Here is a 26,181-nt window from a genome sequence, read left to right as displayed (position 1 = left end):
TTCTCGACAGGAATTGTCCTTTGGCAACGTTTAATCCGGCCCCTTCAGCGGCCTATCCTTTAGTCGCGGCGCAGCCCGGCATCTGGATCGCTGACAGCATTGCGCAGCCGCGCAACCAATTTACCGTGGCGCACTACAGCGTGCTGCACGGCAACATCAATCGGGCGGCGCTGGACAGCGCCATTCAGCAAGCGATGGCGGAAGCCGATACTGTGCAGGCGCGCTTCGGCCTTGACGATAATGGCAATCCGGCGCAGTGGTTTGATGCGCAAGCGCCGGTCGCGCCGGAATGGCACGATTTCAGCCAGCGTGCCGATGCGAGCAGCCAGGCGCACAAACTAATGCAGGCCGATCTCGCCGCCGAGCTGCCCGCCGACGGCGACAAACCGCTTTATCGTCACGCGCTGATGCGCATCGGCGACGGCAGCTGGCTGTGGTATCAGCGCTATCACCATTTGCTGGTGGATGGTTTCAGTTTTGAAGCGCTGACCCAACGCGTCGCGGCGATATATGCCGCCCTTTGCGCCGGAGCAACGCCCGCGCCCTCGCCGTTTACCCCGTTCACCACGGTGATTGAAGAGATTCAGCAGTGGCAGGATTCACCTGCATATGCGCGCTCCGCTAGCCACTGGCAAAGCTACGCAGCGGATCTGCCAGAGACGCTGACGCTGTCCAGCGAAAATGTGAGCGATCATGGCGATCGTCCGATCAGCTGTCAGGTCACGCTGCCGCAACTGGCCACGCTGCGTCAGCAACAACAACTGGCCGACAGTAGCGAAGGCGATATCGTCAGCGCGCTGTTGGTGGCTTATCTGGCCCGCTTCAGCAACAGCCAACGTTTGTCGATTGGCTTCCCGTTTATGCGCCGCATGGGTTCGGCGGCGATTTCCACGCTCGGCCCGGTGGTCAACGTGTTGCCGCTGATTTTCACCGTTAGCGATGAGATGACGTTGCCGATGCTGGTGCAGCAGGTGCAAGGCGAAATCCGCAAAGCGCGCCGTCATCAGCGCTATGAAGCAGAACAGCTGCGCCGCGATCTCGGCCTGGTCGGCAGCAGCCAGACGCTGTATGGCCCGGTGATTAACGTCAAGGTTTACCACGACGATCTGCAATTCGACGGCCATGCTGCCCCAACCCACACGCTGGCGATGGGCCCGGTAGACGATCTGGAGTTTGAAGTCGGCTTCCGCGATGGCGTATTACAGCTCACACTGGTGGCTAACCCGCGCCGCTACGATGCGCAAACGCTACAACGTCACGCCGAGCGTATCAGCCATCTGCTCACGCAGTTCGCGGCGGATGCCAACATGAGCCTGGGCGCGCTGTCATTGCTGGCGCCGCAGGAGCAGATCGATCTGCAACGCTGGTCGACCGGCCCCACCATCGTGCCGCCTGCCGATACCTGCACCATCGTCGATATCCTGTTGCAAGCTGCGGAGCAATACGGCGCGCAAACTGCGGTGGTGTGCGCCGAGCGCAGCCTCAGCTATCGCCAGCTCGCCGATCGCGCGATGCAACTGGCGCACCTGCTGATCGCACGCGGTTTACAAGCGGACGACGTAGTGGCGATTGGTATTCCACGTTCAGTGGATTCTCTGGTGGCGATATTCGGCGTGCTGGCGAGCGGCGCGGCCTATATGCCGCTCGATCTCGATTATCCACGCGAACGCCTGGCGCTGATGTGTGATGACGCGCAGCCTAAGCTGCTGCTGACGCACTCCAGCACGCTGGCGCAAATGCCTGAGTTGCCGCATCTGCGCATTGACCAGCTTGTATTGAGCGATTATTCCACCGCACGACCTGACACCCAACTGTGCGGCGACGATCTGGCCTACATGATCTACACCTCAGGTTCGACCGGCCGCCCGAAAGGCGTGATGAGCACCCATCAAGGTTTGCTCAATCTGTTCCTGTCGCACCGCGAGCATTTGTTCGGCCCGGCGATTGCGCGCTTCACTGCCAACAGCCCGCGCCGCATGCGCGCCGGTCACACCGCCTCCTTCTCGTTCGATTCTTCATGGGAACCGCTGTTCTGCATGCTGATGGGCTGCGAGCTGAATATCTTCGACGAAGAGCTGCGCCGCGATGCATGGGGCCTGATTCAGCAGATGAATGCGGTGCCGGTCGACTTGCTGGATATCACCCCGTCGTTCTTCTCGCAGATGATCGACAGCGGCCTGCTGGAAGCCGACAACCATCGTCCCTCCTTTGTGATGATTGGCGGTGAAGCGGCCACGCCAACGCTATGGAAGCTGATGCAGCAACAGCAGCAGATGGAGATTCACAACTATTACGGCCCGTCGGAATACACCATCGATACGCTGGGCGCCAGCGTCATGGCTTCGCCGCAGCCGGTAATTGGTCGTCCGGTGGGCAACAGCGAAGTCTATCTGCTGGATAACCAGCTGCGTCAGGTGCCGATTGGCTGCGCTGGCGAGCTGTATATCGCCGGAACCGGCATCGCGTGCGGTTATCTGCGCCGTCCCGATCTCACCAGCGGACGCTTTGTCGCTAACCCTTTCCGCGACGGCGATGTGATGTACCGCAGCGGCGACCTGATGCGCTGGCGGCAGGATGGTCAGCTGGCGTTTATTGGGCGTACCGATCACCAGATTAAAGTGCGCGGCTTCCGCGTTGAACTTGGTGAAGTGGAAAACGCGCTGGTGGCGCTGCCGGAAGTCAGCACCGCCGTGGTGATCGCCGAAGTGATGGGCGCCACGCATCGCCTGATCGGTTACTGCTCGGTGCAAGATGACGCGTTGCGCGCCGAAGCCAATCTCAATGCCCGTTTGCTGGCTCAGCTCGCCACGCAGCTGCCGGATTACATGGTGCCTGCGGTGTTGATGGTGATGGATGAGTTGCCGCTCAACGTTAACGGCAAGATTGATCGCCAGGCGCTGCCGAAACCGCAACAGGCGCAGCAAAGTCAAAGTCGCGCCGCCAGCACGCCGCAGGAGCAGCTGATTTGCCACGCGATTGCCAGCCTGCTGGGGCTGGAGAGCGTTGGTGCAGAAGATGATTTCTTCGCGCTGGGCGGCGACAGTATCTCTGCAATGGGGCTCAGCACCGCCGCACGTCGCGCCGGTTATTTGCTGCGTCCACGCGAAATCTTTGCCGAACGCACCGCCGCACGCATGGCGCGGGATTTGCAGCCGCTGGCGCAGCACCACACTGGCGTGCGCGTAGCGCAACAGGGCGCGATTGGCGGCTTGCCGATTCTGCACTGGTTCAACGCCCAGGCGGGCATCAATGCGCGCTTTGCGCACGGCGTGCTGCTGTCGGTGCCGCCGCAGTTGCAGCTCGCACAGCTGGAACAGTTGATCGATCAGCTGGCGCAGGCGCATCCGGCGCTCAACGCCTTCACGCGCGGCGATCAGCTGTTTGTTGGCGAAGCGCTGGCGTCGCGCCCTGCCCGCGTGCGTGTGCTTGAGGTGCAGGATCGCGACCGCGCAGCGGAACAGGCGTTTAGCGAAGATGCGGAGGCGCTCGATCCGGCAAACGGCGCGCTGCTTCGCGCCACGCTGCTACAGCAAGACGGTATCAGCTGTGGTTTGGTGCTGACGCTGCATCACCTGATTGTTGATGGCGTCTCCTGGCGCGTATTGCTGGATGAGCTGCAACAGGCCGGTGACGCGCTGATCAATAACACGCCGCTGGTGATCCCCGCCGAGGAAACCTCGCTACATGACTGGTCGGCCGCGCTGCTGGCGAACCTTTCGGCGCGCGCCTCGGAGTTACCGTTCTGGCAACAGATGCTGGCCGAACCGCTGCCACTTGTCGGTGAACGACCAATTAAGCCCAGCGATCGCCACCAGCATCAACGCACGCTGCTGGATGCCTCGACTACCCACGCGCTACTCAACACGCTGCCGCAACACTATCGCGCCACCAGCGAAGAGCTGCTGCTGACGCTGCTGACGATGGCATTGCGCCAACTCAACGGCAGCGCACAGCAGCGCGTCACGCTGGAGTCGCATGGTCGTGCCGAACTGCATGCACAGCAGGATCTGGCGCGCACCGTCGGCTGGCTGACGGCGGAATTCCCGCTGCTGCTGCCGTTACCCGAAAATCCACACGCACCGCTCAATGAGTGCGTACGCGCGGTGAAAGCGGTGCTGCGTGCGGTGCCGGATCGCGGTATTGGCTACGGGCAGCTGCGCTGGCTTGATGCCCATCGCGGCGTGACGCTGGAAAAACTGGCGGCACAACACGCGCCGCAGGTGCTGTTCAACTACCTTGGACGTTTCACGCAGCGCAGCGGTGACTGGTCACCACAGCGCACCGCGCAGCAGTTCCGCGACACCTTTGCGGTACTGCAGGATGAGGCGCTGCCGCTGCAGCACGCGCTGGAACTCAACGTCTTCGTTGAAGAGCAGCCGCATGCGGCGCAGCTGGCGCTGAACTGGAGCTGGGCGGAAGGCGTGCTCAACGCCGAGGCGATTGCCAAATTACATCAGGCAATGGCCGCTGCCGCACAGGCGCTGATCACGTTGGCACAACAGCAGCCGCAGCACGCCGCCAATACGCTGGTGGCCGCCGAGGTGGCGCTGGAAGGCGTTGATGATGCTGTGCTGCAACAGTTGTATGCGCGTCACGGCGCGTTCAGCCATGCGCTGCCGCTGCTGCCGCTGCAAAAAGGTCTGCTGTTCCACGCACAAACCACCGCGCAGCAAGGCAGCTATAACTCGTTAACCCGCCTGACAATCAGCGGCGATATCAGCCCCGCAGCGGTACAAACCGCGCTCGACGCGGTGTTACAACGCCATCCGCAGCTGGCGGCGCGCTTCGATGCTGAACTCAGCCTGCAACCGCTGCAGCTGATACCTGAAACGGAATTGCACTGGCCGCTGACGCTGCATCAGCTAGCCGACGAAGATGACCTTGTAGCGCTGGAACATCAGGCGCTGGCGCAGGATCTGTTTAGCCAGTCGATCATGCTGCAAGCCACGTTGATCTCCCATCGCGATGGCATGCGCTGGACGCTGCTGCTCAACGCGCATCATCTGGTGGTGGATGGCTGGTCAACGCCGGTGATCCTCAACGATCTGCTCAGCGCGCTGCGCCAGCACACCTTGCCCGCGCACAGCAGCAGCTACGCCGACATTGTGCGTCAGCTCAGCCAGCGCGACAGCCACGAAGCGCGTCAGCAGTGGCAGGAATGCCTGCAAGAGGTGCGTCCGACGCTGCTCTATCCGCAGGCTGCCGACAGCGCGGTCAATGAAAAGCGCATTACGCTGGATGCCACGCTGGAGCGGGAACTCTATGCGCTGTGCCGGGCGCGCGGCTTAACCCTGAACACCGTGATGCAGGGATTGTGGGGCTTGATGCTGTCGGTCGCCAGCGGCCAGCAAGACGTGGTGTTTGGTGCGCCGGTTTCTGGCCGTTTTGGCCAGATTGACGGCATCGATCAGCACGTTGGCCTGTTTAGCAACACGCTGCCGGTGCGCCTGCGCTTCGATCATCATCGTCCATTGCTGGCGCAGCTCGCCGATCATCAGGCGCAGCAAATCCAGCTGATTGAGCAAGATTGCCTCGGTCTCGCCGAGATCCAGCAGCTGGTCGGTGCCGGAACGCTGTTCGATACCTTGCTGGTGGTGGAGAACTATCCGGACAACCAAACGCTGCTGGACGCCAACGCCGCCGTGCGCTGCGAAGCGATTCACAACCGTGGTTACACGCACTATCCGCTGACGCTGCTGGTGCTGCCGGGCGAACAGCTGACGTTGCTGATGGAGTATCGCGACTGCGTTAGCGAGCCGGAACGTCTGGCCGAGCGGCTGCTATTGCTGCTGCAACAGCTGGTCAGCACGCCGGATCTGCCGCTGACGCAGTGGAAGTTGCAAACGCTGGCCGAGCAATCGCTGCTCGCCTGGGTCAACAACACTGGCGTGCAATTGGAAAATGAAACCCTGCAACAGGCGATTGCCCAGCAGGCGGCGCGCACGCCGGACGCGCTGGCGCTGATGGATATGGAGCATCGTCTGAGCTACGGCGAAATGCAGCGTCAGGCCATGCTGCTGGCGGATCGCTTGATTGAAGCGGGCGTGATGCCGGGCGATATCGTTGCCGTGGCGCTGCCGCGCTCGGTGCGTCTCAGCATCGCGCTCACCGCCATCCTGCAGGCAGGTGCGGCCTATTTACCGCTGGATATCGGTTATCCCGATGAACGTCTGGCTTACATGGTAGAAGATGCGCGGCCGTGGGTGCTGATCACCGAATCTGCGCTGGAAACCCGCTTCGCCACGTTTGGCACGCTGATGATGTTTGATGGCTTAGCCAGTGAACACATTCAGCCGCGCCACGCTTTGCCGCAGGCGGATGCTAATAGCCCGGCTTACGTGCTTTATACCTCGGGCTCAACCGGTAAACCGAAAGGCGTGGTGGTGAATCAACGCGCCATCGTCAACCGCCTGCGCTGGATGCAGGCCTGCTATCCGCTGCGCGCTGACGACGTGGTATTGCAGAAGACACCGTGCAGCTTTGATGTTTCGGTGTGGGAATTCTTCTGGCCGCTGATGACCGGCGCGCAGCTGATGATGGCTCCGCCGGAAGCGCACCGCGATCCGCAGGCGCTGTGGCAGCTGATCGACGATTATCGCGTGACCACCCTGCACTTCGTTCCCTCAATGCTGGCGGCCTTTGTCGGCCATCTTGCCGCGCAAACCGATCGGGCTTGCCCAACGCTGCGCCGCGTATTCTGCAGCGGTGAAGCGCTGGCGTGCGACCTGGCGCGCAGCTATCAGAAGGTGATCGCCGCGCCGCTGCACAATCTGTATGGCCCAACCGAAGCCGCAGTCGATGTCACCTGGCAACCGGCCAGCGGCAGCGCGCTGGACGGCCTCAACGGGCCGGGCGTGCCGATTGGCCGTCCAGTGTGGAACACGCAGCTGCATATTCTCGATAGCCTGCTGCGTCCGGTGCCAGTTGGCGTGCCAGGCGATCTCTATCTCAGCGGCGTGCAGCTGGCCGATGGCTATTTGCATCGCGCCGACCTCACGTCACAGCGCTTTGTCGCCGCGCCGTTTGCCGAGGGCGAGCGCATGTATCGCACCGGTGATATCGCCAGCTGGCGCGCCGACGGTGCGGTGGAGTATCTCGGCCGCAGCGACGATCAGCTGAAGATGCGCGGACAGCGTATCGAGCCAGGTGAAATCGAACAGGCGTTAGTGGCGCTGCCGGGCGTGGCGCAGGCAGTGGTCGCGGCGCGCGCGCTGACGCAGCACGCCACGCCGGGCGTCGATAACCGTCAGCTGCTCGGCTGGCTGGTGGCCGAAGCGGGCGCAGCGCTGGATATCGAAACGGTGAAGCAGCAGCTGGGTGAACGTCTGCCGGCGCATATGCAGCCGGTCAGCTATCTGCTGCTCGACCATCTGCCACTCAGCGCCAACGGCAAGCTGGATCGTAAAGCGCTGCCGATGCCGCAGCTCAGCGCGCGCAGCGGTCGCCTGCCGCACAGCGCCAACGAGCGTCTGCTGGCGGATCTGTTCCAGCAGCTGCTCGGTTGCGACAGCGTATTTGCCGATGACGATTTCTTCGCGCTCGGTGGTCATTCGCTGCTGGCAATGCGTCTGGCGGCAGAACTGCGTCGTCGTGAGGTGCCGCCGCTCAGCGTTGGGCAGATCATCGCCGCGCGCAGCGTGGAGAAACTGGCGGCGCTGCTCGACGGCGGTGCCAACAGTGAAAGCGGTGGTAACGGCGAACTGCTGCCGCTGCGCGCTGGTCACGGCCCGACGCTGTTCTGCATCCATCCGGCATCCGGCTTCGCCTGGCAGTACAGCGCCCTGCTGCATTATCTCGACGGCGACTTCCCGATTGTCGGCCTGCAATCGCCGCGTCCACATGGCGTGATTGCCGCGTGTCACAGCGTGGAAGCGATGTGCGATCACCATCTGCAGGCGATTCGCCAGCAGCAGCCGAGCGGCCCTTATTTCCTGCTCGGCTATTCACTCGGCGGCACGCTGGCGCAAGGCATCGCGGCACGTTTGCAGGCGCAGGGTGAAACGGTGGCATTCCTTGGCCTGTTGGATACCTATCCGGCAGAAGGTCAGGACTGGCGCACGCCAGATGCCGACGAAGCGGAACAGGAAGTGGCGCGCGAGCAGGCCGAGTTTATGGCTGCGACCGAGGATGAGCGCGATCCGCTGCTGCGTGAGGAGAAGGCGGCAATGTTTAACACCATCGTCGCCAACTACAAAGACGCGGTCGCGCGCCTCACCGAAGCGCGCACCCCGCGTTACGCCGGCAACGCCACGCTGTTTATGGCTGAGAAAACCCTGCCGCCGGATATGGATGTGCGCGCCAGTTGGGCACCGTTCGTTGATGAATTAACCATCTTCCCGCTGGATTGCGAGCACGCCGATATTCTTTCGGCGGATTCGTTGAAGGTGTTGGGACCGTTGATTAATCGTTTTTTGGCGGGTTGAGGTTAGATACGTTTTTGTAGGGTCGCCATTTATGGCGACCGGCAACAACCGCGCACCGTAGGGTCGCCATTTATGGCGACCGGCAACAACCGCGCACCGTAGGGTCGCCATTAATGGCGACCTCGTTCACATACACTGGAGAATCATGGCTAAGCCCTCGATATTCTTAGATTTCAGTTTGCTCAAAAACAACGCATCGTTCCGCGCGATATTCTGCGCGCGCATGCTCTCGGTATTCGCCCTTGGCATGCTGGCGGTTGGCGTGCCGGTGCAAATTCAGGCGATGACCGGATCCACGCTGCAGGTCGGCGTGGCGGTCATGCTCGACGGCATCGGCATGTTTATCGGCCTGCTGCTCGGCGGCGTGCTGGCCGATCGCTACGATCGCCGCAAGCTAATCCTGTTCGCACGCGGCACCTGCGGCATCGGCTTTGTGCTGCTCAGCCTCAACGCCTTCAGCCCAGCGCCGTCGTTACTGGCGCTCTACTTCCTCGCCTTTTGGGATGGCTTCTTTGGCGCGCTCGGCATGACTGCGCTGATGGCGGTGATCCCATTAATCGTTGGACGTGAACATCTGGCAGAAGCCGGTGCGCTCAGCATGCTAACGGTGCGCCTCGGCGCGATTTTGTCACCCGCGCTCGGCGGTATGATCATCGTCGCGGCAGGTGTCGGCTGGGCCTTTGCGGTCGCCGCGATGGGCACGCTGGCGACGCTGATTCCGCTGGTGCGTTTACCGTCGATGAAGCCCGAACAGCAGGAACCGGAGCATCCGCTGCGTGCGCTGGCAAGCGGCATGCAGTTTGTCTGCCAGCATAAAGTGGTTGGCGCGGTAGTGCTGGTTGGCTTGCTGCTCAGCATGGTTGGCGCGGTGCGTATTCTGTTCCCGGCGCTGGCGCTGACCTATCACGCCGATGCGTCCGCATTAGGATTGATGTACTCGGCGGTGCCGCTGGGCGCGATGATCGGTGCCTTTACCAGCGGCTGGGTGCGGCAGTTGGCGCGTCCGGGATTCGTGCTGATTGGCTGTGCGCTGCTGGCGTTTGCCTGCATCGCCTCGCTCGGCCTTTTTAGCCATCTTCTGCCCGCGCTGCTGGCGCTGGTGTGTTACGGCTACAGCAACGCCATCGCCTCGCTGTTGCAGTTTATGCTGACGCAGCATCACACGCCGGATGCGCTGCTGGGACGCGTCAACAGCCTCGGTACCGCGCAGGATGTCACCGGCGATTCCGTTGGTGCATTAGGTTTAGGTGCGCTGGCTCGCGCGCTGGCACCGCTGAGCAGCGTACTGTGGTTTGGCGGATTGGCGGCGGGATTGCTGGTGCTGCTGTCGCTGGCGGCGCGCGGTCTGCGCTCGGCGCGCCTCGGTGAACAACCGGACGCGCCACAACCCGCCACCGCCGATGCTTAACGGCTAAACTGCCGCTCGATGCTGCTGAGCATATTGCTGGCGCTGTAGTAATCGAGGCGGAAGGTGTCGTTACCTACGGCAAAGATGTCGTGCTGCTGTACTGCAGGCAGATGGGCGAGGAACGGATTCTTCGCCACCTGCGGCACGGTTTTTTCATCGGCGGCGAACAGTAACAGCGTGTTGCCGGTAATACCATCGGCCATGTTTTCGCCGTTCAGCTGAATAATGTCATTGCGCTTGCCCATGCTGGTGCTGCCCTGAAAACTGGCGGGCGGCGCGGCCAGCGTGAAGCCCAAATCCTGCAACAGCTCGCCCTGCGCCGATGCTGGCGTCCACAAGTTCATTCCGCGTCCATCTTCGTAATAGACCAGCGCAGAGGTCGGCTGCGGCGGCAGCGTGATCTTGTGACGCACCGCGTCTACCCGTTGGTCGAACGCTGCAATCACCTTTTTAGCATCGGCTTCATGGCCGGTAATCTCGCCCAGCTGCAAGGTCAATGCCTGCCAGCTCTTGTCGCCGTAGTCGATCACTAACACCGGAGCGATGGTTTGCAGCTGATCGTACAAGCGTAGCGCCGAATCGCCGCCGGTGGCAGCCATCACGATCAAATCTGGCGCTTCGGCGGCAATCGCTTCGGCATTCGGCTGCGAGATATAGAGCGGCTTAACCTGTCGCGCTTTTGCCACTGCGCTCCATTGCGTGAAAAAACCCTGCGCATCCGACACGCTGCTGCTGCGACTGGTAGCCCCGGATCCCACCAGCGGCGCGTTAATCGCCAGCAAAGTGCCACTCAACGTCACGCTGGTAGAGACAATACGCTGCGGCGGCTGTTGGAGAGTGAACGGGCCTTTAGGTGTGGCGAGAGTGCGCGGCCAGGCGGCGTCGGCATGTACATGGGTGCAAATGAAAAACAGGCTAAGTAGCAGAGAAAGAGCGGGGAAACGCATCAGGTTGTCCATCACTTGATAGTTGAGAATAAATATCATTATCAAAAATAAGTGCGGGTGCAAGGGAATTGTGCGTGGTTTCCCTCACCCTGGCCCTCTCCCGCAGGCGGGAGAGGGAATGTGGAGGTGGGCGCGGTCAGCTCCCTCTCCCGCGCGCGGGAGAGGGTTGGGGTGAGGGACAACGCACCAACCTACAACGAATATCGCGCCATAGGTGCCACAACTTTAATCACGCCATTGGCCTTCATATATTCACCAAACGCCTGATAGCGCGCCTGATCAAACTCCGCACTGTGCGCGGCGAAATACGGCAGCGTTGCCTGCCACGCCTCGTGATTGAGCGGCGTATTCAGCTCGGGATATTGCTTAATAAACGCCTGCCACGCTTCCTGCGGATGTGCACGCAGCCACGCCACACCGGCATCCAGACCACTTAAAAACGCCGGAATGCGTCTATCCTGCGCGGCAGTTTTCTGGTTTGCCACAATGATCAGCTCATCATAAGCAGGCACGCCATAATCTTCCGGTTTAAACACCGTTGGCTTGGCACCTTTGTCTTTCAGGTCCAGCAGCTCGTAGTTGCGGAAGATGGTCATCGCGCCATCAATCTTGTGCGTAAGGAGCGCGGAGGTGCCATCCATATTCAGGTTGATAAGCTTCACCGAGTCAGCATCAACGCCCTGTGATTTCAGCATATTGCGAATCGCCACATCTTCGGTGCCCGGCACCGCATAACCGATGGTTTTGCCCGCGAAATCTTTCAGCGAGTGGATATCGCCTGACACCGTGGTCAGCGTATTCAGCGGCTGATTAATCAACGTGCCGACGCGGATCACCGGCACCTCTTTATCCACCAGCGTGTAGAGCTGCGGCTGGTAGCTGATGGCGAGATCGATTTTACCCGCCGCCAGCAGCAACGGCACCGACGCGGAATCGGCCGGCGCGATCATCTCCACATCCAGCCCCTCTTTCTTAAACGCGCCGCTGTGCTGGGCAGCAAAAATCGCCGCGTGGTTGGGGTTAATAAACCAGTCGAGCAGCAGACGAACTTTCTCCGCCGCCTGGACGTTAGCGGTCGCCAGCAGCAGCAACGCGGTCAATGCGATTCGTAGGGTATTCACGGTACTTCCTTATGTAGATTGCCAGAGGAGTTTCTTACGCATCAGCGCCACGCTGCCCGAAAGCAGCAGCGCCAGAATCAGTAACAGCAGCAATGCTGCGAAGCTGGTGGCGGTTTCCAGGCGCGCGTTGGATTGCATCATCAGATAGCCAAGCCCTTCGCTGGCGCCGACCCATTCACCAATCACCACGCCAATCGGCGCCAGCACCACCGCCATCTGCAGGCCGGAGAAAAATTGCGGTAACGCGGCGGGCCAGCGCACGCGCCAGAAGATGCGGAAGCGCGATGACGTGCTGGTTTGCGCCAGTTCCAGCCAGCCGCTGGGCGTGCGGCACAGCCCATCGAACAGCGATAAGCACAGCGGGAAGAACAGGATCAAGGCCGCCACCACTACTTTCGAGGCGATACCAAAGCCGAGCCACAGCACCAGCAGCGGCGCGAGGGCAAACACCGGAATTGCCTGGCTGGCGGTGACCAGCGGAAACAGCACGCGACGCAGCAGCGGACTGGCCGCCATCAGCACCGCCAACGTCACGCCCGCGCCGATGCCCAGCAGCAGCGCCAGCACAATTTCCGCCAGCGTATAGAGCGCGTGATGCCACAGCAGTTGACGATGCAACCACAGCGCTTCAAGCACTGCCTGCGGCGCGGGCAGCAGGAAGGTTGGCACGCCGCTGTGACCCGCCAGCAGCCAACCGCACAGCAGCACCACGATCAGGTAAATCGCGCTAAACAGTGTTTTCATGGGTATTCAGTCGGGAGAAGAGTTGAGCCTGCGCCTGCAGCACGTCGGGATGATCAAACGCACGCGGCGCGTCACCGCCGGGAACCGGCCAGCTTTCGATGGCCAGCGGCTGGCCTTGCAGCAGCAGAATGTCATCGGCCATGCGGCACGCTTCCAGCGGATCGTGCGTCACCAGCAGCACGGTTTTGCCTTGCAGTAATTCGGCAGTCAGCGTTTGCAGGCTGAGTTTGGTCATCACATCCAGCGTGGCGAAAGGTTCATCCATCAGCACAACGTCGCGCTGCGCATAGAGCGTGCGTGCCAGCGCCACGCGTTGCCGCATGCCGCCCGAAAGTTGCTGCGACGGCGCATGCGCTACGTCACTGAGTTTCACCTGCTCCAGCAGCGCCAGCGCGCGCGGACGATCCGGCTTTTCGCCGCTGAGCCGCGCCGACAGCATCACGTTGTCGAGCACGTTCAGCCACGGATAAAGCAGATCCTGCTGGCCCATCCACGCTACATTGCCGCTTAAGCCCTGCACCGCGCCCTGCTGCGGCTGGAGTAATCCGGCCACCAGCCGCAACAGCGTACTTTTGCCGATGCCGCTGCGTCCCAGCATTACCGTGGTTTTGCCGCCGCGCAGTTGCAAATTCAGCCGCTGACACAGCGGTTTATCGCCCCAGCTAAAACTCACATCGTTGAAGAAAATGTCCTGATTCATGGGCGATTGGCCGCCAGAATCGCCAGCTGAAGAAATCCGCGCTGCGCCAGCGCGCTAGCGGCCTGCGCGGCGCGGATGCCGCTGGCGCACACCAGCACGATGCGCTGCTGGGCGGGCGGCTGCCACGCCGCGATCGCCTGCGGCAAGATGCGCTCAACGCCATCCGCCACGCTGACCGGCGCTTCCTCACAACTGCGCAACTCGACAATGCAGTCATCGGCGGCAAGCATTGACGGGTCGATAAACGGCACTGCATGTTCCGGCTCTTCCGCATCATCAAAGCGGAACGGGCAAAAATGCCAGTTCACGAAGTCGCAGTTCACCAGACAACCGAGCGGTGATGGCTGCAATTCCAGCAGCACGCTGAGCGCCATCTGCGCCTGCATCGCGCCAAGCGTCGCCACCGCTGGGCCCATCACGCCCGCGGTGTTGCAGTTCGCCGCCGATGACGGCAAACGCGGGAACACGGCGCGGTAGCTCGGCGCGCCGCCACAGAATCCGCCGACGTAACCTTGCCGTCCCAGCACCGAGGCGCTGATCAGCGGCATGCCCGCCTTCATGCAAGCATCCGAAAGTTGGTAGGTGACGGCAAAGTTATCGGCGGCGTCGATCACCAGATCGCATCCCGCCAACGCCTGCTGCACGTTGCTGGCGCTCAGTGACTGCTGCAGCGCCTCAATCTGCACTTGCGGATTGCGTTGCTGCAATGCCTGCTGCGCGCGCAGCACTTTGGGCTGGTCGATATCCTGCTCAGTAAACAGCGTTTGCCGATGCAGGTTATGCAGCGCCACCACATCGTCGTCATACAGCCGAATATGGCCGATGCCCGCACCCACCAGCTGCGGCAGTAGCGTGGCACCTAATCCACCCGCGCCCGCCACCAGCACGCGCGCGTCGAGCAGCTTCTGCTGCCCTGCTTCGCCGATTTCCGCCAGCATCATCTGGCGTTGATAACGTTGCATATTTGCCTGCCTCAACTCAGATTTGCCAGGCCAAAAATCGGCGTGGACGCAGCGGCCATATCGCGCTTCTCCATCAGTCCGGCAGCGCGAGCGGCTTGCCCGGCTTCAATCGCCAGACGGAAGGCGTTGGCCATGCCGATCGGATCGCCCGCTTTGGCGACGGCGGTGTTGAGCAGAATGCCATCAAAGCCCATCTCCATCGCCTGCGCCGCCTGCGACGGCGCGCCAATGCCGGCATCTATGATCAGCGGAATGTCGCTGAACCACGCGCGCATGGCACGCAGGCCGTCGATGTTACGTAAACCCTGGCCGGAACCAATCGGCGCGCCCCACGGCATCAACAGTTCGCAGCCCGCCGCCAGCAGTTTTTCGCCGACGATCAGATCTTCAGTGGTGTAAGGAAACACCTGAAAACCCTCTGCGCTGAGGATGCGCGCGGCTTCCACCAGCGCGAAAGGATCGGGCTGCAGCGTGTCGGCATGACCAATCACTTCCAGCTTGATCCACGCGGTGTTGAACAGTTCGCGCGCCATGTGCGCGGTGGTGACGGCTTCTTTCACCGTGTGACAACCGGCGGTATTCGGTAACACGCGGATGTTGAGGCCGGTCAGCAATTCACGGAAAGCCGCGCCCGCCGCGCCTTCGCGCCGTAAACTGACGGTGATGATGTCGGTGCCGGAGGCGGCAATCGCCTGCTGCAAAATGGCGGGCGAAGGATAACCGGCGGTGCCGAGCAGGAAGCGCGATTGCGGGTCAAAATCGTAAAACATCGCTTAACCTCCCTGCATCGGTGACAGCACTTCGAGCTGGCAACCTTCATCCAGCAACTGCGTGTGGTACTGGCTTTTTGGCACAAACGCACCGTTGTAGGCGGTGGCGACGCAGGCCGCGTCAATTTGCTGCTCGATCAGCAATTCGCTCAGGCTGTTTGCCTGCGTGTTGATGATGCGGCCGTTAAGCTGAATGTTCATTTTTAAGTTCCCCAGAAAGACGCTGCATCAGCTGCTCTGCCAGCATCGGTGCCAGCAGAAAACCGTGGCGATACATGCCGTTGAGATAAAAGGTGTGGTTGTGATAGTGGATTTCCGGCAGATTCGCCGGATAAGCCGGACGCAGCCCGCTGCCGCTCTCAATGACGCGCGCTTCGGCTAAAGCCGGATGAATGGCGTAGGCGGCGCTGAGCAACTCCATCATGGCGCGCGTGCTGATGGCGCTGGCGTCGTCGCTCTCGATCATGGTGGCGCCGAGCATAAAGTGGCCGCCGCGTCGCGGCACCAAATAGCAGGGAAAACGCGGATGCAGCAGACGAATCGGGCGGGAAAACTGCACGTCTTCGCTGTGCAGAATTAGCATTTCGCCGCGCACCGCACGCAGGCGCGGCAATTCCGGCGCGGCGTGAATGCCGCGACAATCGATAATCTGGCCGCTCGGCGCATGATTGTTGAATTGCACACCGCGCGCGATCAGCGCATCACGCATCTCCTGCAACGCCAGACGCGGATCGAGATGCGCTTCCCCGGCGAAAAACAGACCGCGTGCAAAGCGCCCTTCCAGCGCCGGTTCGATGTCGGCAGGATCGACCCATTGGTGCTGCTCGGTCATACGGGCGAAACGGTTGAGTTCCTGGCTATCGCGCGGCGGCGCAACCACCAACGTGCCCTGATGCTTTACGCTGCTGACGCGCTGTTGCCACCATGCGGTGGCGTGTTGTCCAAGGGTGATGACGTCGCGCGGCGCACTTTCGGCTTCACACCAGGGTGCCAGCATGCCGCCAGCAAACCACGATGCCGGGCGGCGCGCGTCATCGCCAATCACTTCGACGTCTTCGCCGCGTTCCGCCAGCAACGTAGCCACGCACAAGCCCGCCACGCCGCAGCCGAGCACGCTCCAGCGGCTCACAGCGCCGGTTCCGGGATGTTCAAAAAGGGGGAATTCACATCGGCCTCTCAGTGTTAGCTGAGACCCGCAGATACAGGAGAAGGGAAATGGCGCAACCATCAAGCTAGCCTGAGCGCCAGACAGCCCAATGAACAAGACTGTCAGTCTTCCTACGCCAGTATCAACTGGGTCAGGTTCAAAGGGTCGCTAAGCCGCGCAGTGCGCTATTAGCCTCTCAGTCTCTTTGGCGAGACTCCCCCGACGCGTCTATTTGTATTGCAGGCGATGGTCGCCGTCAAGCGCGGAATAACCAGACGATTTACAGGGAAACAAGCAGCAAGGCATTTATCGCTACCTGGGCTTTGTGGATCACAAACGTAACATATGGTATACAAACACATTATTTTATGCGCAAGAACCAATTACAGGTGATGTCGGAATATCCATGAAGAATATTAAAATTGCATTTATTAAAGCCGGCTGGCACAAAGAAATTGTCCATAATGCCCTGGTGGGATTTGAAAAAGAATTAGCCGATCAATCCGTAGAAGCAGAATTAAAAGTGCTGGAAGTGCCTGGCGCATTTGAAATGCCGCTGCTGGCTAAGCGTCTGGCTGAAACCGGTAAATACGATGCGATTGTCTGCGCGGCGCTGGTGGTTGACGGCGGTATCTATCGTCATGATTTCGTTGCCGCTGCGGTGGTTGATGGCTTGATGAATGTGCAGCTGACCACCAACGTGCCGGTGTTCTCCGTGTCATTAACGCCGCATAATTTCCAGCCGGTTGATGTTATCGAAAACTTCTATACCGAGCATTTCATTAAGAAAGGTGAAGAAGCCGCGCGCGCTGCGCTGGCTATTCACAATCTGTCGATTGATTAATGCATTAAAAAGGGAGCACCTCATCAGGCGCTCCCTTTTTATTTAATCTGACTTTCTACTATTAATATTCAGAATAGTGCCAGCCTCGCTTCACTTAATGTTTCAAACTCATCAAATGATTACTTTTCATATGTCGGCGCGTTTCAGATGGATTGATATCGCACGCTTTCGGCAGTAACAGCGTAAAGATTCCCGCAATCACCAGTGAACCCGCCAGCCAGCAAATCGCCACATTTTGGCTATACAGCAACGTCATGATCCCGACTAAGTACGGTCCGCAGAATCCACCCAGATTACCCAAGCCATTGATCACGCCACGCGCGCTACCCGCCACTTCCGGCGCAGCGATACGTCCGGGAATCGACCAGAACGGGCTGGTTGCCGCTTTGAGGAAGAAGCCGCACACCACCAGCGCGATATAGGCGGCGACAACGTTATTATGCAGCACCACCGATGCCAGCAAGGCAGTGGCAAAACAGAACAGCGACACCATCACCCACAAACGGCGCTTGCCGGTGCGATCGCTTAACCACGAAATAGCGTAGATGCCGAGTACCGTCGCGACAAAAGGAATCGCCGCCAGCAGACCAACGCCCGCCATGTTGGTACCGGTGAGATTTTTCAGGATACTCGGCAGCCACAGCGTGTAACCGTAATCGCCGGTTTGATAGAAGAAGTTGAGCGCCACTAACTTCATCAGGCCCGAGTTGCGAAACACCGCTTTCAACGGCGCTTTGCTGACCGGTTCCTTTTGCAGATGCTGAGCCTTTTCGCGCGCCAGTTCGCGCAGCAAATACTCCTTTTCTCGCGCCGGTAACCAGCGCGCCTCTTCAGGACGATCGGCGATCACCAGCCACCACACCAGCAGCACCACCGCTGAAAGCAGGCCTTCGATTATGAACAGCCAGCGCCAGTCCAGCACATTGATGATGTAACCCGATATCGGCGCAGTAAACATGCCACCTAACGGCGCGAACATCATGACAAAGGCGTTGGCGCGACCCAGCTCTTTTTCCGGGAACCAGTTGCTGACCATGGTTAACACCACCGGCAGCATGCCGCCTTCGGAAATCCCCAGCACAAAACGCAGCGCCAGCAGCTGATAGTGATTGGTGACAAAACCGGTGGCGATCGACACCACCATCCACGCTACCAACGACCAGGCGATAAAGCGTTTGCCGCTGCCATTCACCGCGATACGTCCGCCCGGCACCTGTAAAAACAGATAACCAATAAAGAAGATACCGCTTACTACGCCAGCCATTTGGCTGGTGATCGCCAAATCCTGATCCATACCGCCAGGCAGCGCAAAGCTGATATTGACGCGATCCATGAATGAGACAATGCAGGTGATGAGAATCGGGGCGATGACGCGATACCAGCGCGTTCCGGGGATTTTTTCTTGCATGCTGCCCTCTCCATGTTAAGCCGTGATGCTTAGGTTCATTGGCTAACTATTAAAGAGAGTATGGAAATAATTATTGCGATCTTAATCACTGCAATTAATGTTAAGAAAAATTGTTACAACCGCTGTGATCGCGCATAAAAAAAAGCAGCGCGATGGCTCGCACTGCTCTTTGACCGCTTTTTAAACATTAACGCTGCGGATGATTCACTTCCAGCGGACGCAAATCAAACACCAGCACTTCCGCATCTTCGCCGTTAGCAAACTGCAGCGCGCTTTCGTTGCGTACACGTGCGCCGTCGCCTTCTTTGAACTTCACGCCGTTCACTTCGATGCTGCCGCGTGCTACGTGAATGTAGGCGTAGCGATCAGCATCCAGCGCGAGGGTTTGCTGCTCGACACCGTCAAACAGTCCGGCATAAATGCGGATATCCTGACGCACGCTAAGCGATCCGTTTTCCCCTTCCGGCGAAATAATCAGACGCAGCTGACCGCGTTTGTCACTTTCCGCCACCGAAATCTGCTGATAACCCGGAGGCGAATTGCGTTCGCCAGGCACGATCCAGATCTGCAGGAAGTGCACATTGTCGGTTTTTGAGTGGTTAAACTCGCTGTGCGTAACGCCGCTACCGGCGCTCATCAGCTGCACATCACCCGGCACAATCACCGAACCGGTGCCCATGGAATCTTTATGCTCCAGCGCGCCTTCCAGCACATAGGAGATGATCTCCATGTTGTTGTGCGGATGCGCACCAAAGCCGCGACCCGGTGCAACGCGGTCATCATTGATCACCAGCAAGTCTGAGAAGCCGGTTTGTTTTGGATCCCAATAACTGGCGAAAGAGAACGTATGATGCGAATTCAACCAACCGTGGTCACCCACTCCGCGTTGTTCTGACAGGCGTTGTTCAATCATGGTCTGCTCCTCAAATTTGCTGTTGGGGGGCGATTGCCCTTCCCGTTGCAGATAAGTATACGTAAACTGATTTGCCTAACAATGCGTCATAATGACAATGACTGTCACCGATAAGTGGACAATATGCAGATTGAAGATCTCCGCATTTATGTAGCCGTGATCAAAGCCGGTAACTTCACCGCCGCCGCTGAACAGCTGATGCTGTCGAAGCAGTATGTCAGTCGCCGCATCGCCGCGCTGGAGGAGTCGCTCGGCGCGCGGCTGCTGAATCGCAACACACGTAAATTGTCGGTGACCGATAACGGTCAGCTGTTTTCGCAGCACGCGCAGCGCATTTTGGATGATGTGCAGGAAGCCGAACTGGCGGTATCGGGGCGTCGGCATGTGCTGCAAGGCAGCTTCCGCCTGAGCGTGCCGATGTCGTTTGGCATCAGCCATCTGTCGCCGTTTATTGCCGAGTTTCTTAGCCTGCATCCGGGCTTGCAGTTTCAGGTTGAGCTGGCGGATCGGCATGTCGATATGGTCGGCGAAGGATTTGATATGGCGATCCGCATCGGTACGCTGCCCGATTCGAGCCTGATCGCTAAGCGGCTGGGCGAGTTTCGCCGCGTGATTTGCGGCAGCCCATCATACCTGCAAGGCGCAGGCGCGCCGCGTACGCCAGAAGAATTGAGCGAGCATTTGTGTTTACGCTACGGACGCGAAAGCCAAACCGGCTGGGAACTGTTTAACGGCGACCAGCGCAAAGTGATTAGCGTGCATGGGCCGATGGTGAGTAATAACGGGGAAATGTTACGTGACGCGGCGGTGGCCGGATTGGGGCTGATTCTGTTGCCGGAGTTTATCGTGGCACCGGCGCTGGCAAGCGGTGAGCTGGTGACGGTGTTAGAAGAGTGGCAACCGACCTCGCTGCATCTCAATGCGCTCTATCCGCAGCATCGCCAACGCAGTGAGATCAATCGGGTGTTTATGGCATTTTTGCAGCAGAAGTTGGCGTGATTTGTTGGGTCGCCATCCATGGCGACCTTAACGTGTTAATGGCTTTAGTGCGCAAAGGTAATCGATTGACGGCGTGCATCGCGCATCGCCACCGCATGAATCAGCAGCCCCAGCACCGCGAGAATCGCGCCTACCCAACCGGTGGATTGCCATCCTAAACCCGCTGAAATGGTCACGCCGCCCAGCCACGCGCCCAGTGCGTTGGCGAGGTTAAACGCCGAATGGTTCATCGCCGCCGCCATGGTTTGGGCATCACCGGCGACATCCATCAAACGGATCTGCAGCACCGCTGCTAGCGCCACCATGGTGCCCACCAGCATCACGTTGATGGCACCTGCCAGCGCATAGTGTGCAGCAAACACGAAGGCGCTGAGCACCAGAAATGACCAGATCAGCAAAATGCGGATGGTCTTTTCAATGCCGCGATCGGCCAGACGACCACCGGCGATGTTGCCGATGATCATGCCCAAACCAAACAGCGCCAGCACCGCCGGAATCCAGCTTACCGGCATCTGCGCCAGTTCGGTCATGGTCGGTTTCACGTAGCTAAACACCGAGAACAAACCGCCGCTGCCTACCGCGCCAATCGCCAGCGTCAGCAATACCTGTTTGCGCGTCAGCGCCGACAATTCGCGCAGCGGGCTGGCATTTTTGTCGCCCGCCACGTTTGGCACCCACAACCAAATCAGCAGTAAGGTCACCAACGCCAGACCGCCGACAATGGCGAAGGCATCGCGCCAGCCAAACCATTGGCCGATCGCCGTCACGGCGGGCACGCCGAGTAAGTTGGCGATGGTCAGGCCAAACAGCACCATCGATACCGCTTGCGCGCGTTTGCGCCGTTCCACCAAACCGGCTGCGACCAACGCCGCCACGCCAAAGAAAGTGCCGTGCGGGAAACCGGCGAGGAAACGCGCCAGCAGCATTGAGTAGTAACCCGGCGCAATGGCGCTCAGCAGGTTACCGGCGGCAAACAGGCCCATCAGCGTCATCAGGAAATTACGGCGTGAGGCGCGTGCGCCCAGCACTGCCAGCAGCGGCGCACCAATCACCACGCCAAGCGCATAGATACTGATGAGATGCCCGGCTGAGGGGATCGATACGTTGAGGCCTTTGGCTGCATCGGGCAGCAGGCCCATGATGACGAATTCGCCGGTACCAATGGCAAAGCCGCCGGTGCCGAGCGCGAACAAGGCTTTTAGCACGCTCTGACGCGGCAGCGATGCCTCATCCGGCAGCTGAGTAAGTTGGGGTTGTACTGATGACATGAGTTTTCCGAACCGCAAGTGAAGAACTCAGTCAGGATCGTGATTGCCTGAAACAATCATCGTCAGGACTGAGAAGAGTGAGCGGCATATGATAGCGCAAATATGGGTGAAGGGTTGGCGTTACGGTGCGGCAGCGCTTTGGCAGAGGTCGCCATGAATGGCGACCCTACAAGGATTGGTGCGTTTATGCGCGCCTGGTTAAATCACGCGCCAACAGGGCCGCGCCCATCATGCCGCCGTGATGCGCGAACTCGCCTGGCACCACTAAGCGATGCGCGGTGCGGCGCAGCACGTAGCCCTGCACCACCTCATCTAATGCCGCGATCAACGGAGCCACCGATGCCAATCCGCCGCCAACCGCCACGACTGACGCGCCGGTGATGTTGATGCTGTAAGCCAGCGGCTGCCCGACAATTTGCAGCCATGCCTGAATGGTTTGCTGCGCCTGCGCCTCCTGCCGCTGCCAGCGTTCAATGATTTCTACGCTGCTTGCCGTGCGGTCATGCAGCGTTTGATGCAGATTTTCCAGCCCACGTGCGCCACCGTAGCTGTCGAGACAGCCTTTTTGGCCGCACGGACAAGCCTTGCGCGGCAATCGACGCGTGACGCCATCGATCTTCACTTCGGTTAGCGTGATCGGCCCATGTCCCCATTCGCCGGTCAAACCGTTCTGCCCGGTGATGATGCGGCCATCCGCCACCAATCCGCCACCAACGCCCGAACCGAGAATCGCGCCAAATACCACTTTGTGTCCTTTGCCCGCGCCCGCCAGCGCTTCCGCCAGCGTGAAACAGTCGGCATCGTTATGCACAATCACCTCGCGTTGCAGCAGCGCGCCCAGCTCGTTCGCCAAACTGCGCTGATGAAACGCGGGAATATTGCTGGCAAACATCTCGCCGGAATCGGGTGCCACAATGCCGGCGGTAGAGATCGCCACCGGACTGCTGGTAGTAAAATGCAGGTGATGTTGGGCAATCATACGGCTCACCAGCGCGGTGAACTCGTCCCAGCTTGCCGCCGGGATTTTTTGCTGATCGAGAAGAGTTAATTCACCCTGCGCATTCATCACGCCTAACTTAATAAAAGAGCCGCCCAGATCGAGGCAAATCACCGCAGATTGTTTACTCATAAACGTTTATCCATCACATCGCGCAAACCGTCGCCCAGCACATTGAAGCCCAGCACGGTAATCAAAATCGCCAATCCGGGGAAGAGTGACACATAAATATTCAGGCCGAGGAAGTTGCGCCCATCGCTCATCATGGTGCCCCACTCCGGCATCGGTGGCTGCACGCCTAAACCGAGGAATGACAGGCTGGCGGCAGACAACACCACCGCGCCCGCCGTCAGCGTCGATTGCACAATCAGCGGACCAATTGAATTACGCAGAATGTAGTGGGTAATGATGCGCGGATAGCGCACGCCGAGCATGTGCGCCGCTTCGATGTACTCCATGTTCTTCAGGCCCAGCGTCAGGTTACGGCTCAAACGCGCATAGACAGGAATCGAGAACAACGAGATGGCGATCAGCATATTGGTCAGTCCTTCGCCGAGCACGCTAACAATCAAAATCGCCAGCACGATGCCGGGAAAGGCGAAGATGATATCCATCACCCACATGATCAGCGCATCAATTTTGCGTCCGGCTAAGCCAGAAATGATGCCAAGCGGAATGCCGATAACCATTGAAATTGCTACGCTCAAGCTCACTTCAAACAACGTAATGCGCGCGCCGAAAATCACCCGCGAGAAAATGTCGCGGCCATAATCGTCGGTGCCAAACCAGTGTGCGGCCGACGGCGCTTGCAAGGTATTAAGCAAATCCTGCTCCACCGGATCCCAATGCGTAATCAGCGGAGCCAGTGCGGCGGCGAGCACCACCAGCAGCACCAGCGCACCGCCGATGGCAATGGAGGGATTGGCTATCAGGATGCTGAGCAGGTGACGGCTGCGCGAACGCGGCGGCAGCACAGAAGTTTCAATGCTGTTCATCAGTCGAACCTTATTTTTGGATTGAGCAGGCCAATCAGGATTTCGCCGACCAGATTCATCAGCACCACGCCGGTAACCGCCACCAACGTCACGCCCTGAATCACCGGATAATCGCGGTAGCGCACCGAATCCACCAACAAGCGGCCAATGCCAGGCCAGTTGAACACCGATTCGGTCACCACCGCGCCGCCAATCAGGCTGCCGAAGTTGAGCGCCACGATGGTCACAATCGGGATCAGCGCATTACGCAGCGCGTGCTTCCAGTTAATGCTGGCAGAGGATAATCCCTTGGCTTTGGCGGTGCGGATGTAATCCTGGCTCAGCACATCCAGCATGCTGGAACGCGTCATGCGCGCAATCATCGCCATCGGCAAAATCGCCAGCGTGACAGTAGGCATGATGTAGTTTTTCCACGAATCAGCACCTAACAGCGGTAACCAGCCCAGCTCAACGGCGAAGTAATTCATCGCCAGCAGCGCCAGCCAGAAGTTGGCAATCGACGCACCGGCAATGGTCAGCACCATCACAATTTGATCGGGAATGCGCTGGCGATAGATGGCGCCGGTCATGCCTGCCGGCACACCAATCGCAATCGCCAACAGATACGCCAGTGCAGCCAGCGATAAGGTGTACGGCAACCGCTCGCTGATCTCGGTCATCACCGGACGCTGCGACTGCAACGACAAGCCAAGGTTGCCGTGCAGCGCTTCCGCCGCGAATTTGACATATTGCAGCGGCAGCGGCAGATCCAGCCCCAGCCGCACGCGCATATGGTCCACCGCTTCCTGCGGCGCTTCTGGTCCCGCCATCAGCCGCGCCGGATCGCCCGGCAGCGCGCGGATGGCGATAAACACGATAATCGACACGCCGAAAATGATTAACGGCAGCGAAAGCACCTTTTTTGCGACGTACGCTTTCATATCACATCAACCATTGGGTTATTGCTTCACCGCGTCGCGTACGACGATTTGTCCGCCGGGCTGCATCACTACGCCGCTGATATTTTTACGTGCGGCATAGAGATCATCCTGATAGAACAACAGCACCTGCGGCGCTAATCCGCTGATCTGTTTTTGCGCCTGGAAGTAGAGATCTTTGCGTTTAGCATCGTCGAGCGTCGATGCAGCGGTGTCGATCAGATCATCGGTTTGCTTGTCGCTAAAGAAGCCGAGATTGGCCCCGCCCGGCGCAAAGCTACTGGTGTGATAGAGCGGACGCAGCTGCAGATCCGAACCATACAAACCAGAAGACCAGGACGCCAGCACCGCATCGGTGCTCTGCGCAGCTTTCTCTTTGCCATCGGCAAACGCCGCTTTGGTCCACACGCCGCTCTCCATCTGGCGCACGTTGAGTTTCACGCCGATTTTGCTCCACATGCCCTGCAGCACTTGTGCGGTACGCGCATCTGGAGCCTGCACCGCGATCGACATTGGGAAACCGTCGGCGTAGCCCGCCGCTTTCAGCAGATCTTTGGCTTTTTGCAGATCATACGGATAGTCATGCAGCGCTTTGTCGTAGTTCGGATCGACCGGTGCCAGCGCGGAGTTCGCCGGTTGTGCATAACCAAACATGATGGCTTTCACCAGCGCCTGCTGGTCGGTGGCGAGATTCAGCGCCTGACGTACGCGCACATCACTCAGCGCTTTGCTTTGGGTGTTGAGATCGACCCAGAACACCGCCGCACCCGGCGACTGTTTGAGATTAACGTTAGCGTTGTTTTTCAACATGCCAGCAAACTGCGGCGGCACCGGGTTAATAATATCGACCTGCCCCGATTGCAGCGCCATATTCATCACTGAAGGCTCGCTGCTCCACGTCCATTTAATTTCATCCGGACCGGAAGATTTCCCCCAATAGTCGGGATTCTTTTGTTCAAGCACATATTCGCCGGATTTGTACTGTACCAGTTTATAAGGACCGGTGCCGTCGGCTTTATTGTTAATACTGCCCGCTTTATCCGCCGTTGGACTCACCATTAATCCCGGACCGGAGGCTAAAACAATTAAAAAGGCCGGGTTAATTTTTTTTAGCTGAAACGTGACAGTGAGATCGTCTTTTTTCTTCACGTCCTGAATGAAGGTACGAATTTTCCCGCTACCGGCTAAACCGCGCTGCGAATTTAAATGACGCTGGAAGTTTTCTACCACCGCATCGGCATTAAATGGCGTGCCGTCGTGGAATTTCACATTGGGCCGCAGGGTGAAGGTCCAGTTAAGTCCGCTGTCATCGGATGTCCAGGATAAAGCCAGCGCCGGAATGATTTTTCCGTCATCACCGAGACGCGTCAGGCCTTCGTACATCGGGTCCAGCACCGTGCCGGTAAAGGTCGCGGTTTGGTTGCCGGGGTCCATGCTGCGCGGTGGTTCGTTTTGCATGATCACCAGTTGGCTGGCAAATACGGAGGCGCTTGCCATCGACGCAATTAAACAACCGGCCAGCGTCAGTACCTTGAAATGCTTGTGTTTGCTTTCCATGAAGACCCTCAATGAATCATTGAAACGATCGGTGAAATATCCACGCTATATAAGCCACACT

Annotated in this window: 19 protein-coding genes and 1 riboswitch; of the genes, 4 read left to right on the top strand and 15 right to left on the bottom strand. The window is 59.3% G+C overall.

The features are described from left to right. The first annotated feature begins 20 nt into the window (after positions 1–20). Together PanJK_RS19275 and entS are read left to right on the top strand one after the other, a co-directional pair. Positions 21–8,423, top strand: a complete 8,403-nt coding sequence (locus tag PanJK_RS19275; protein ID WP_265302130.1) for an amino acid adenylation domain-containing protein — start codon at positions 21–23, stop codon at positions 8,421–8,423. A gap of 145 nt (positions 8,424–8,568) precedes the next feature. After that, positions 8,569–9,831, top strand: coding sequence for an enterobactin transporter EntS (gene entS, locus PanJK_RS19270; protein ID WP_256698518.1), 1,263 nt, complete (start codon positions 8,569–8,571; stop codon positions 9,829–9,831). On the opposite strand, the gene fepB is transcribed toward entS, so the two are convergent. The 8 genes from fepB to PanJK_RS19230 all read right to left on the bottom strand — a co-directional run bounded on the left by fepB (position 9,828) and on the right by PanJK_RS19230 (position 16,204). Then, entirely contained in the window at positions 9,828–10,778 is a 951-nt protein-coding gene (gene fepB, locus PanJK_RS19265) for a Fe2+-enterobactin ABC transporter substrate-binding protein (RefSeq protein ID WP_256698517.1), read from the bottom strand. The genes entS and fepB overlap by 4 nt on opposite strands. Positions 10,779–10,969: 191 nt before the next feature. Further along, on the bottom strand, positions 10,970–11,899 hold the full coding sequence (locus PanJK_RS19260) for an ABC transporter substrate-binding protein (protein WP_265302127.1): 930 nt from the start codon (positions 11,897–11,899) through the stop codon (positions 10,970–10,972). Between the two features lie 9 nt (positions 11,900–11,908). After that, positions 11,909–12,643 carry an ABC transporter permease gene (locus PanJK_RS19255; protein ID WP_265302124.1) on the bottom strand — a complete coding sequence of 245 codons (735 nt, stop codon included), beginning with the start codon at positions 12,641–12,643 and terminating at the stop codon, positions 11,909–11,911. Next, complete coding sequence (locus tag PanJK_RS19250; RefSeq protein WP_265302122.1) at positions 12,627–13,343, bottom strand: ABC transporter ATP-binding protein; 717 nt, start codon at positions 13,341–13,343, stop codon at positions 12,627–12,629. Before PanJK_RS19250 ends, PanJK_RS19255 begins: the two co-directional genes overlap by 17 nt. Further along, the gene (locus PanJK_RS19245; RefSeq protein WP_265302120.1) at positions 13,340–14,305 is read right to left on the bottom strand and encodes a HesA/MoeB/ThiF family protein; all 966 of its coding nucleotides are present in this window, start codon (positions 14,303–14,305) and stop codon (positions 13,340–13,342) included. The genes PanJK_RS19250 and PanJK_RS19245 overlap by 4 nt, the downstream gene beginning before the upstream one ends. Before the next feature lie 11 nt (positions 14,306–14,316). Next, complete coding sequence (locus tag PanJK_RS19240; RefSeq protein WP_008110718.1) at positions 14,317–15,075, bottom strand: thiazole synthase; 759 nt, start codon at positions 15,073–15,075, stop codon at positions 14,317–14,319. Positions 15,076–15,078: 3 nt separating this feature from the next. After that, the gene (gene thiS / locus PanJK_RS19235) at positions 15,079–15,276 is read right to left on the bottom strand and encodes a sulfur carrier protein ThiS (RefSeq protein ID WP_265302105.1); all 198 of its coding nucleotides are present in this window, start codon (positions 15,274–15,276) and stop codon (positions 15,079–15,081) included. Then, positions 15,260–16,204: an FAD-dependent oxidoreductase gene (locus tag PanJK_RS19230; protein ID WP_265302103.1), complete on the bottom strand. Its 945-nt coding sequence runs from the start codon at positions 16,202–16,204 to the stop codon at positions 15,260–15,262. Before PanJK_RS19230 ends, thiS begins: the two co-directional genes overlap by 17 nt. A gap of 129 nt (positions 16,205–16,333) precedes the next feature. Beyond that, a riboswitch (TPP riboswitch) is annotated at positions 16,334–16,453 on the bottom strand. A 175-nt stretch (positions 16,454–16,628) separates the two neighbouring features. Here PanJK_RS19230 and PanJK_RS19225 point away from each other — a divergent pair. Next, positions 16,629–17,066, top strand: a complete 438-nt coding sequence (locus PanJK_RS19225) for a 6,7-dimethyl-8-ribityllumazine synthase (protein ID WP_265302102.1) — start codon at positions 16,629–16,631, stop codon at positions 17,064–17,066. A gap of 94 nt (positions 17,067–17,160) precedes the next feature. On the opposite strand, the gene PanJK_RS19220 is transcribed toward PanJK_RS19225, so the two are convergent. Further along, positions 17,161–18,474 carry an MFS transporter gene (locus PanJK_RS19220; protein ID WP_265302100.1) on the bottom strand — a complete coding sequence of 438 codons (1,314 nt, stop codon included), beginning with the start codon at positions 18,472–18,474 and terminating at the stop codon, positions 17,161–17,163. Positions 18,475–18,661: 187 nt separating this feature from the next. Beyond that, positions 18,662–19,387 carry a pirin family protein gene (locus PanJK_RS19215; RefSeq protein ID WP_265302097.1) on the bottom strand — a complete coding sequence of 242 codons (726 nt, stop codon included), beginning with the start codon at positions 19,385–19,387 and terminating at the stop codon, positions 18,662–18,664. Between the two features lie 123 nt (positions 19,388–19,510). Between PanJK_RS19215 and PanJK_RS19210 the strand changes: the two genes are divergently transcribed. After that, positions 19,511–20,386, top strand: coding sequence for a LysR family transcriptional regulator (locus PanJK_RS19210; RefSeq protein WP_265302095.1), 876 nt, complete (start codon positions 19,511–19,513; stop codon positions 20,384–20,386). 44 nt (positions 20,387–20,430) lie between these two features. Here the strand turns inward: PanJK_RS19210 and PanJK_RS19205 are convergent, their stop codons facing one another. The 5 genes from PanJK_RS19205 to PanJK_RS19185 form a co-directional block, all read right to left on the bottom strand. Beyond that, positions 20,431–21,654, bottom strand: a complete 1,224-nt coding sequence (locus tag PanJK_RS19205; protein WP_265302093.1) for an MFS transporter — start codon at positions 21,652–21,654, stop codon at positions 20,431–20,433. Positions 21,655–21,838: 184 nt separating this feature from the next. Further along, positions 21,839–22,783 carry an ROK family protein gene (locus tag PanJK_RS19200; RefSeq protein ID WP_265302091.1) on the bottom strand — a complete coding sequence of 315 codons (945 nt, stop codon included), beginning with the start codon at positions 22,781–22,783 and terminating at the stop codon, positions 21,839–21,841. Beyond that, positions 22,780–23,646, bottom strand: coding sequence for an ABC transporter permease (locus PanJK_RS19195; protein WP_256698505.1), 867 nt, complete (start codon positions 23,644–23,646; stop codon positions 22,780–22,782). The genes PanJK_RS19200 and PanJK_RS19195 overlap by 4 nt, the downstream gene beginning before the upstream one ends. Beyond that, the gene (locus tag PanJK_RS19190) at positions 23,646–24,566 is read right to left on the bottom strand and encodes an ABC transporter permease (protein WP_265302089.1); all 921 of its coding nucleotides are present in this window, start codon (positions 24,564–24,566) and stop codon (positions 23,646–23,648) included. Before PanJK_RS19190 ends, PanJK_RS19195 begins: the two co-directional genes overlap by 1 nt. 18 nt (positions 24,567–24,584) lie before the next feature. Continuing rightward, positions 24,585–26,120 carry an ABC transporter substrate-binding protein gene (locus PanJK_RS19185; RefSeq protein WP_265302087.1) on the bottom strand — a complete coding sequence of 512 codons (1,536 nt, stop codon included), beginning with the start codon at positions 26,118–26,120 and terminating at the stop codon, positions 24,585–24,587. Positions 26,121–26,181 lie beyond the last annotated feature (61 nt).

The sequence above is a fragment of the Pantoea sp. JK genome (assembly GCF_026130245.1).
GTDB lineage: Bacteria > Pseudomonadota > Gammaproteobacteria > Enterobacterales > Enterobacteriaceae > Pantoea > Pantoea trifolii.
Note: the sequence above shows the minus strand (reverse complement) of the source record. Positions and strands in the feature narration are given on the sequence as shown.

Bases quoted from the DNA above. Each gene is read 5' to 3' on its own strand.
- entS (WP_256698518.1), top strand. From the start codon at position 8,569: ATGGCTAAGCCCTCGATATTCTTAGATTTCAGTTTGCTCAAAAACAAC.
- fepB (WP_256698517.1), bottom strand. From the start codon at position 10,778: ATGCGTTTCCCCGCTCTTTCTCTGCTACTTAGCCTGTTTTTCATTTGC.
- PanJK_RS19255 (WP_265302124.1), bottom strand. From the start codon at position 12,643: ATGAAAACACTGTTTAGCGCGATTTACCTGATCGTGGTGCTGCTGTGC.
- PanJK_RS19250 (WP_265302122.1), bottom strand. From the start codon at position 13,343: ATGAATCAGGACATTTTCTTCAACGATGTGAGTTTTAGCTGGGGCGAT.
- PanJK_RS19245 (WP_265302120.1), bottom strand. From the start codon at position 14,305: ATGCAACGTTATCAACGCCAGATGATGCTGGCGGAAATCGGCGAAGCA.
- PanJK_RS19240 (WP_008110718.1), bottom strand. From the start codon at position 15,075: ATGTTTTACGATTTTGACCCGCAATCGCGCTTCCTGCTCGGCACCGCC.
- thiS (WP_265302105.1), bottom strand. From the start codon at position 15,276: ATGAACATTCAGCTTAACGGCCGCATCATCAACACGCAGGCAAACAGC.
- PanJK_RS19225 (WP_265302102.1), top strand. From the start codon at position 16,629: ATGAAGAATATTAAAATTGCATTTATTAAAGCCGGCTGGCACAAAGAA.
- PanJK_RS19220 (WP_265302100.1), bottom strand. From the start codon at position 18,474: ATGCAAGAAAAAATCCCCGGAACGCGCTGGTATCGCGTCATCGCCCCG.
- PanJK_RS19215 (WP_265302097.1), bottom strand. From the start codon at position 19,387: ATGATTGAACAACGCCTGTCAGAACAACGCGGAGTGGGTGACCACGGT.
- PanJK_RS19210 (WP_265302095.1), top strand. From the start codon at position 19,511: ATGCAGATTGAAGATCTCCGCATTTATGTAGCCGTGATCAAAGCCGGT.
- PanJK_RS19205 (WP_265302093.1), bottom strand. From the start codon at position 21,654: ATGTCATCAGTACAACCCCAACTTACTCAGCTGCCGGATGAGGCATCG.
- PanJK_RS19200 (WP_265302091.1), bottom strand. From the start codon at position 22,783: ATGAGTAAACAATCTGCGGTGATTTGCCTCGATCTGGGCGGCTCTTTT.
- PanJK_RS19195 (WP_256698505.1), bottom strand. From the start codon at position 23,646: ATGAACAGCATTGAAACTTCTGTGCTGCCGCCGCGTTCGCGCAGCCGT.
- PanJK_RS19190 (WP_265302089.1), bottom strand. From the start codon at position 24,566: ATGAAAGCGTACGTCGCAAAAAAGGTGCTTTCGCTGCCGTTAATCATT.
- PanJK_RS19185 (WP_265302087.1), bottom strand. From the start codon at position 26,120: ATGGAAAGCAAACACAAGCATTTCAAGGTACTGACGCTGGCCGGTTGT.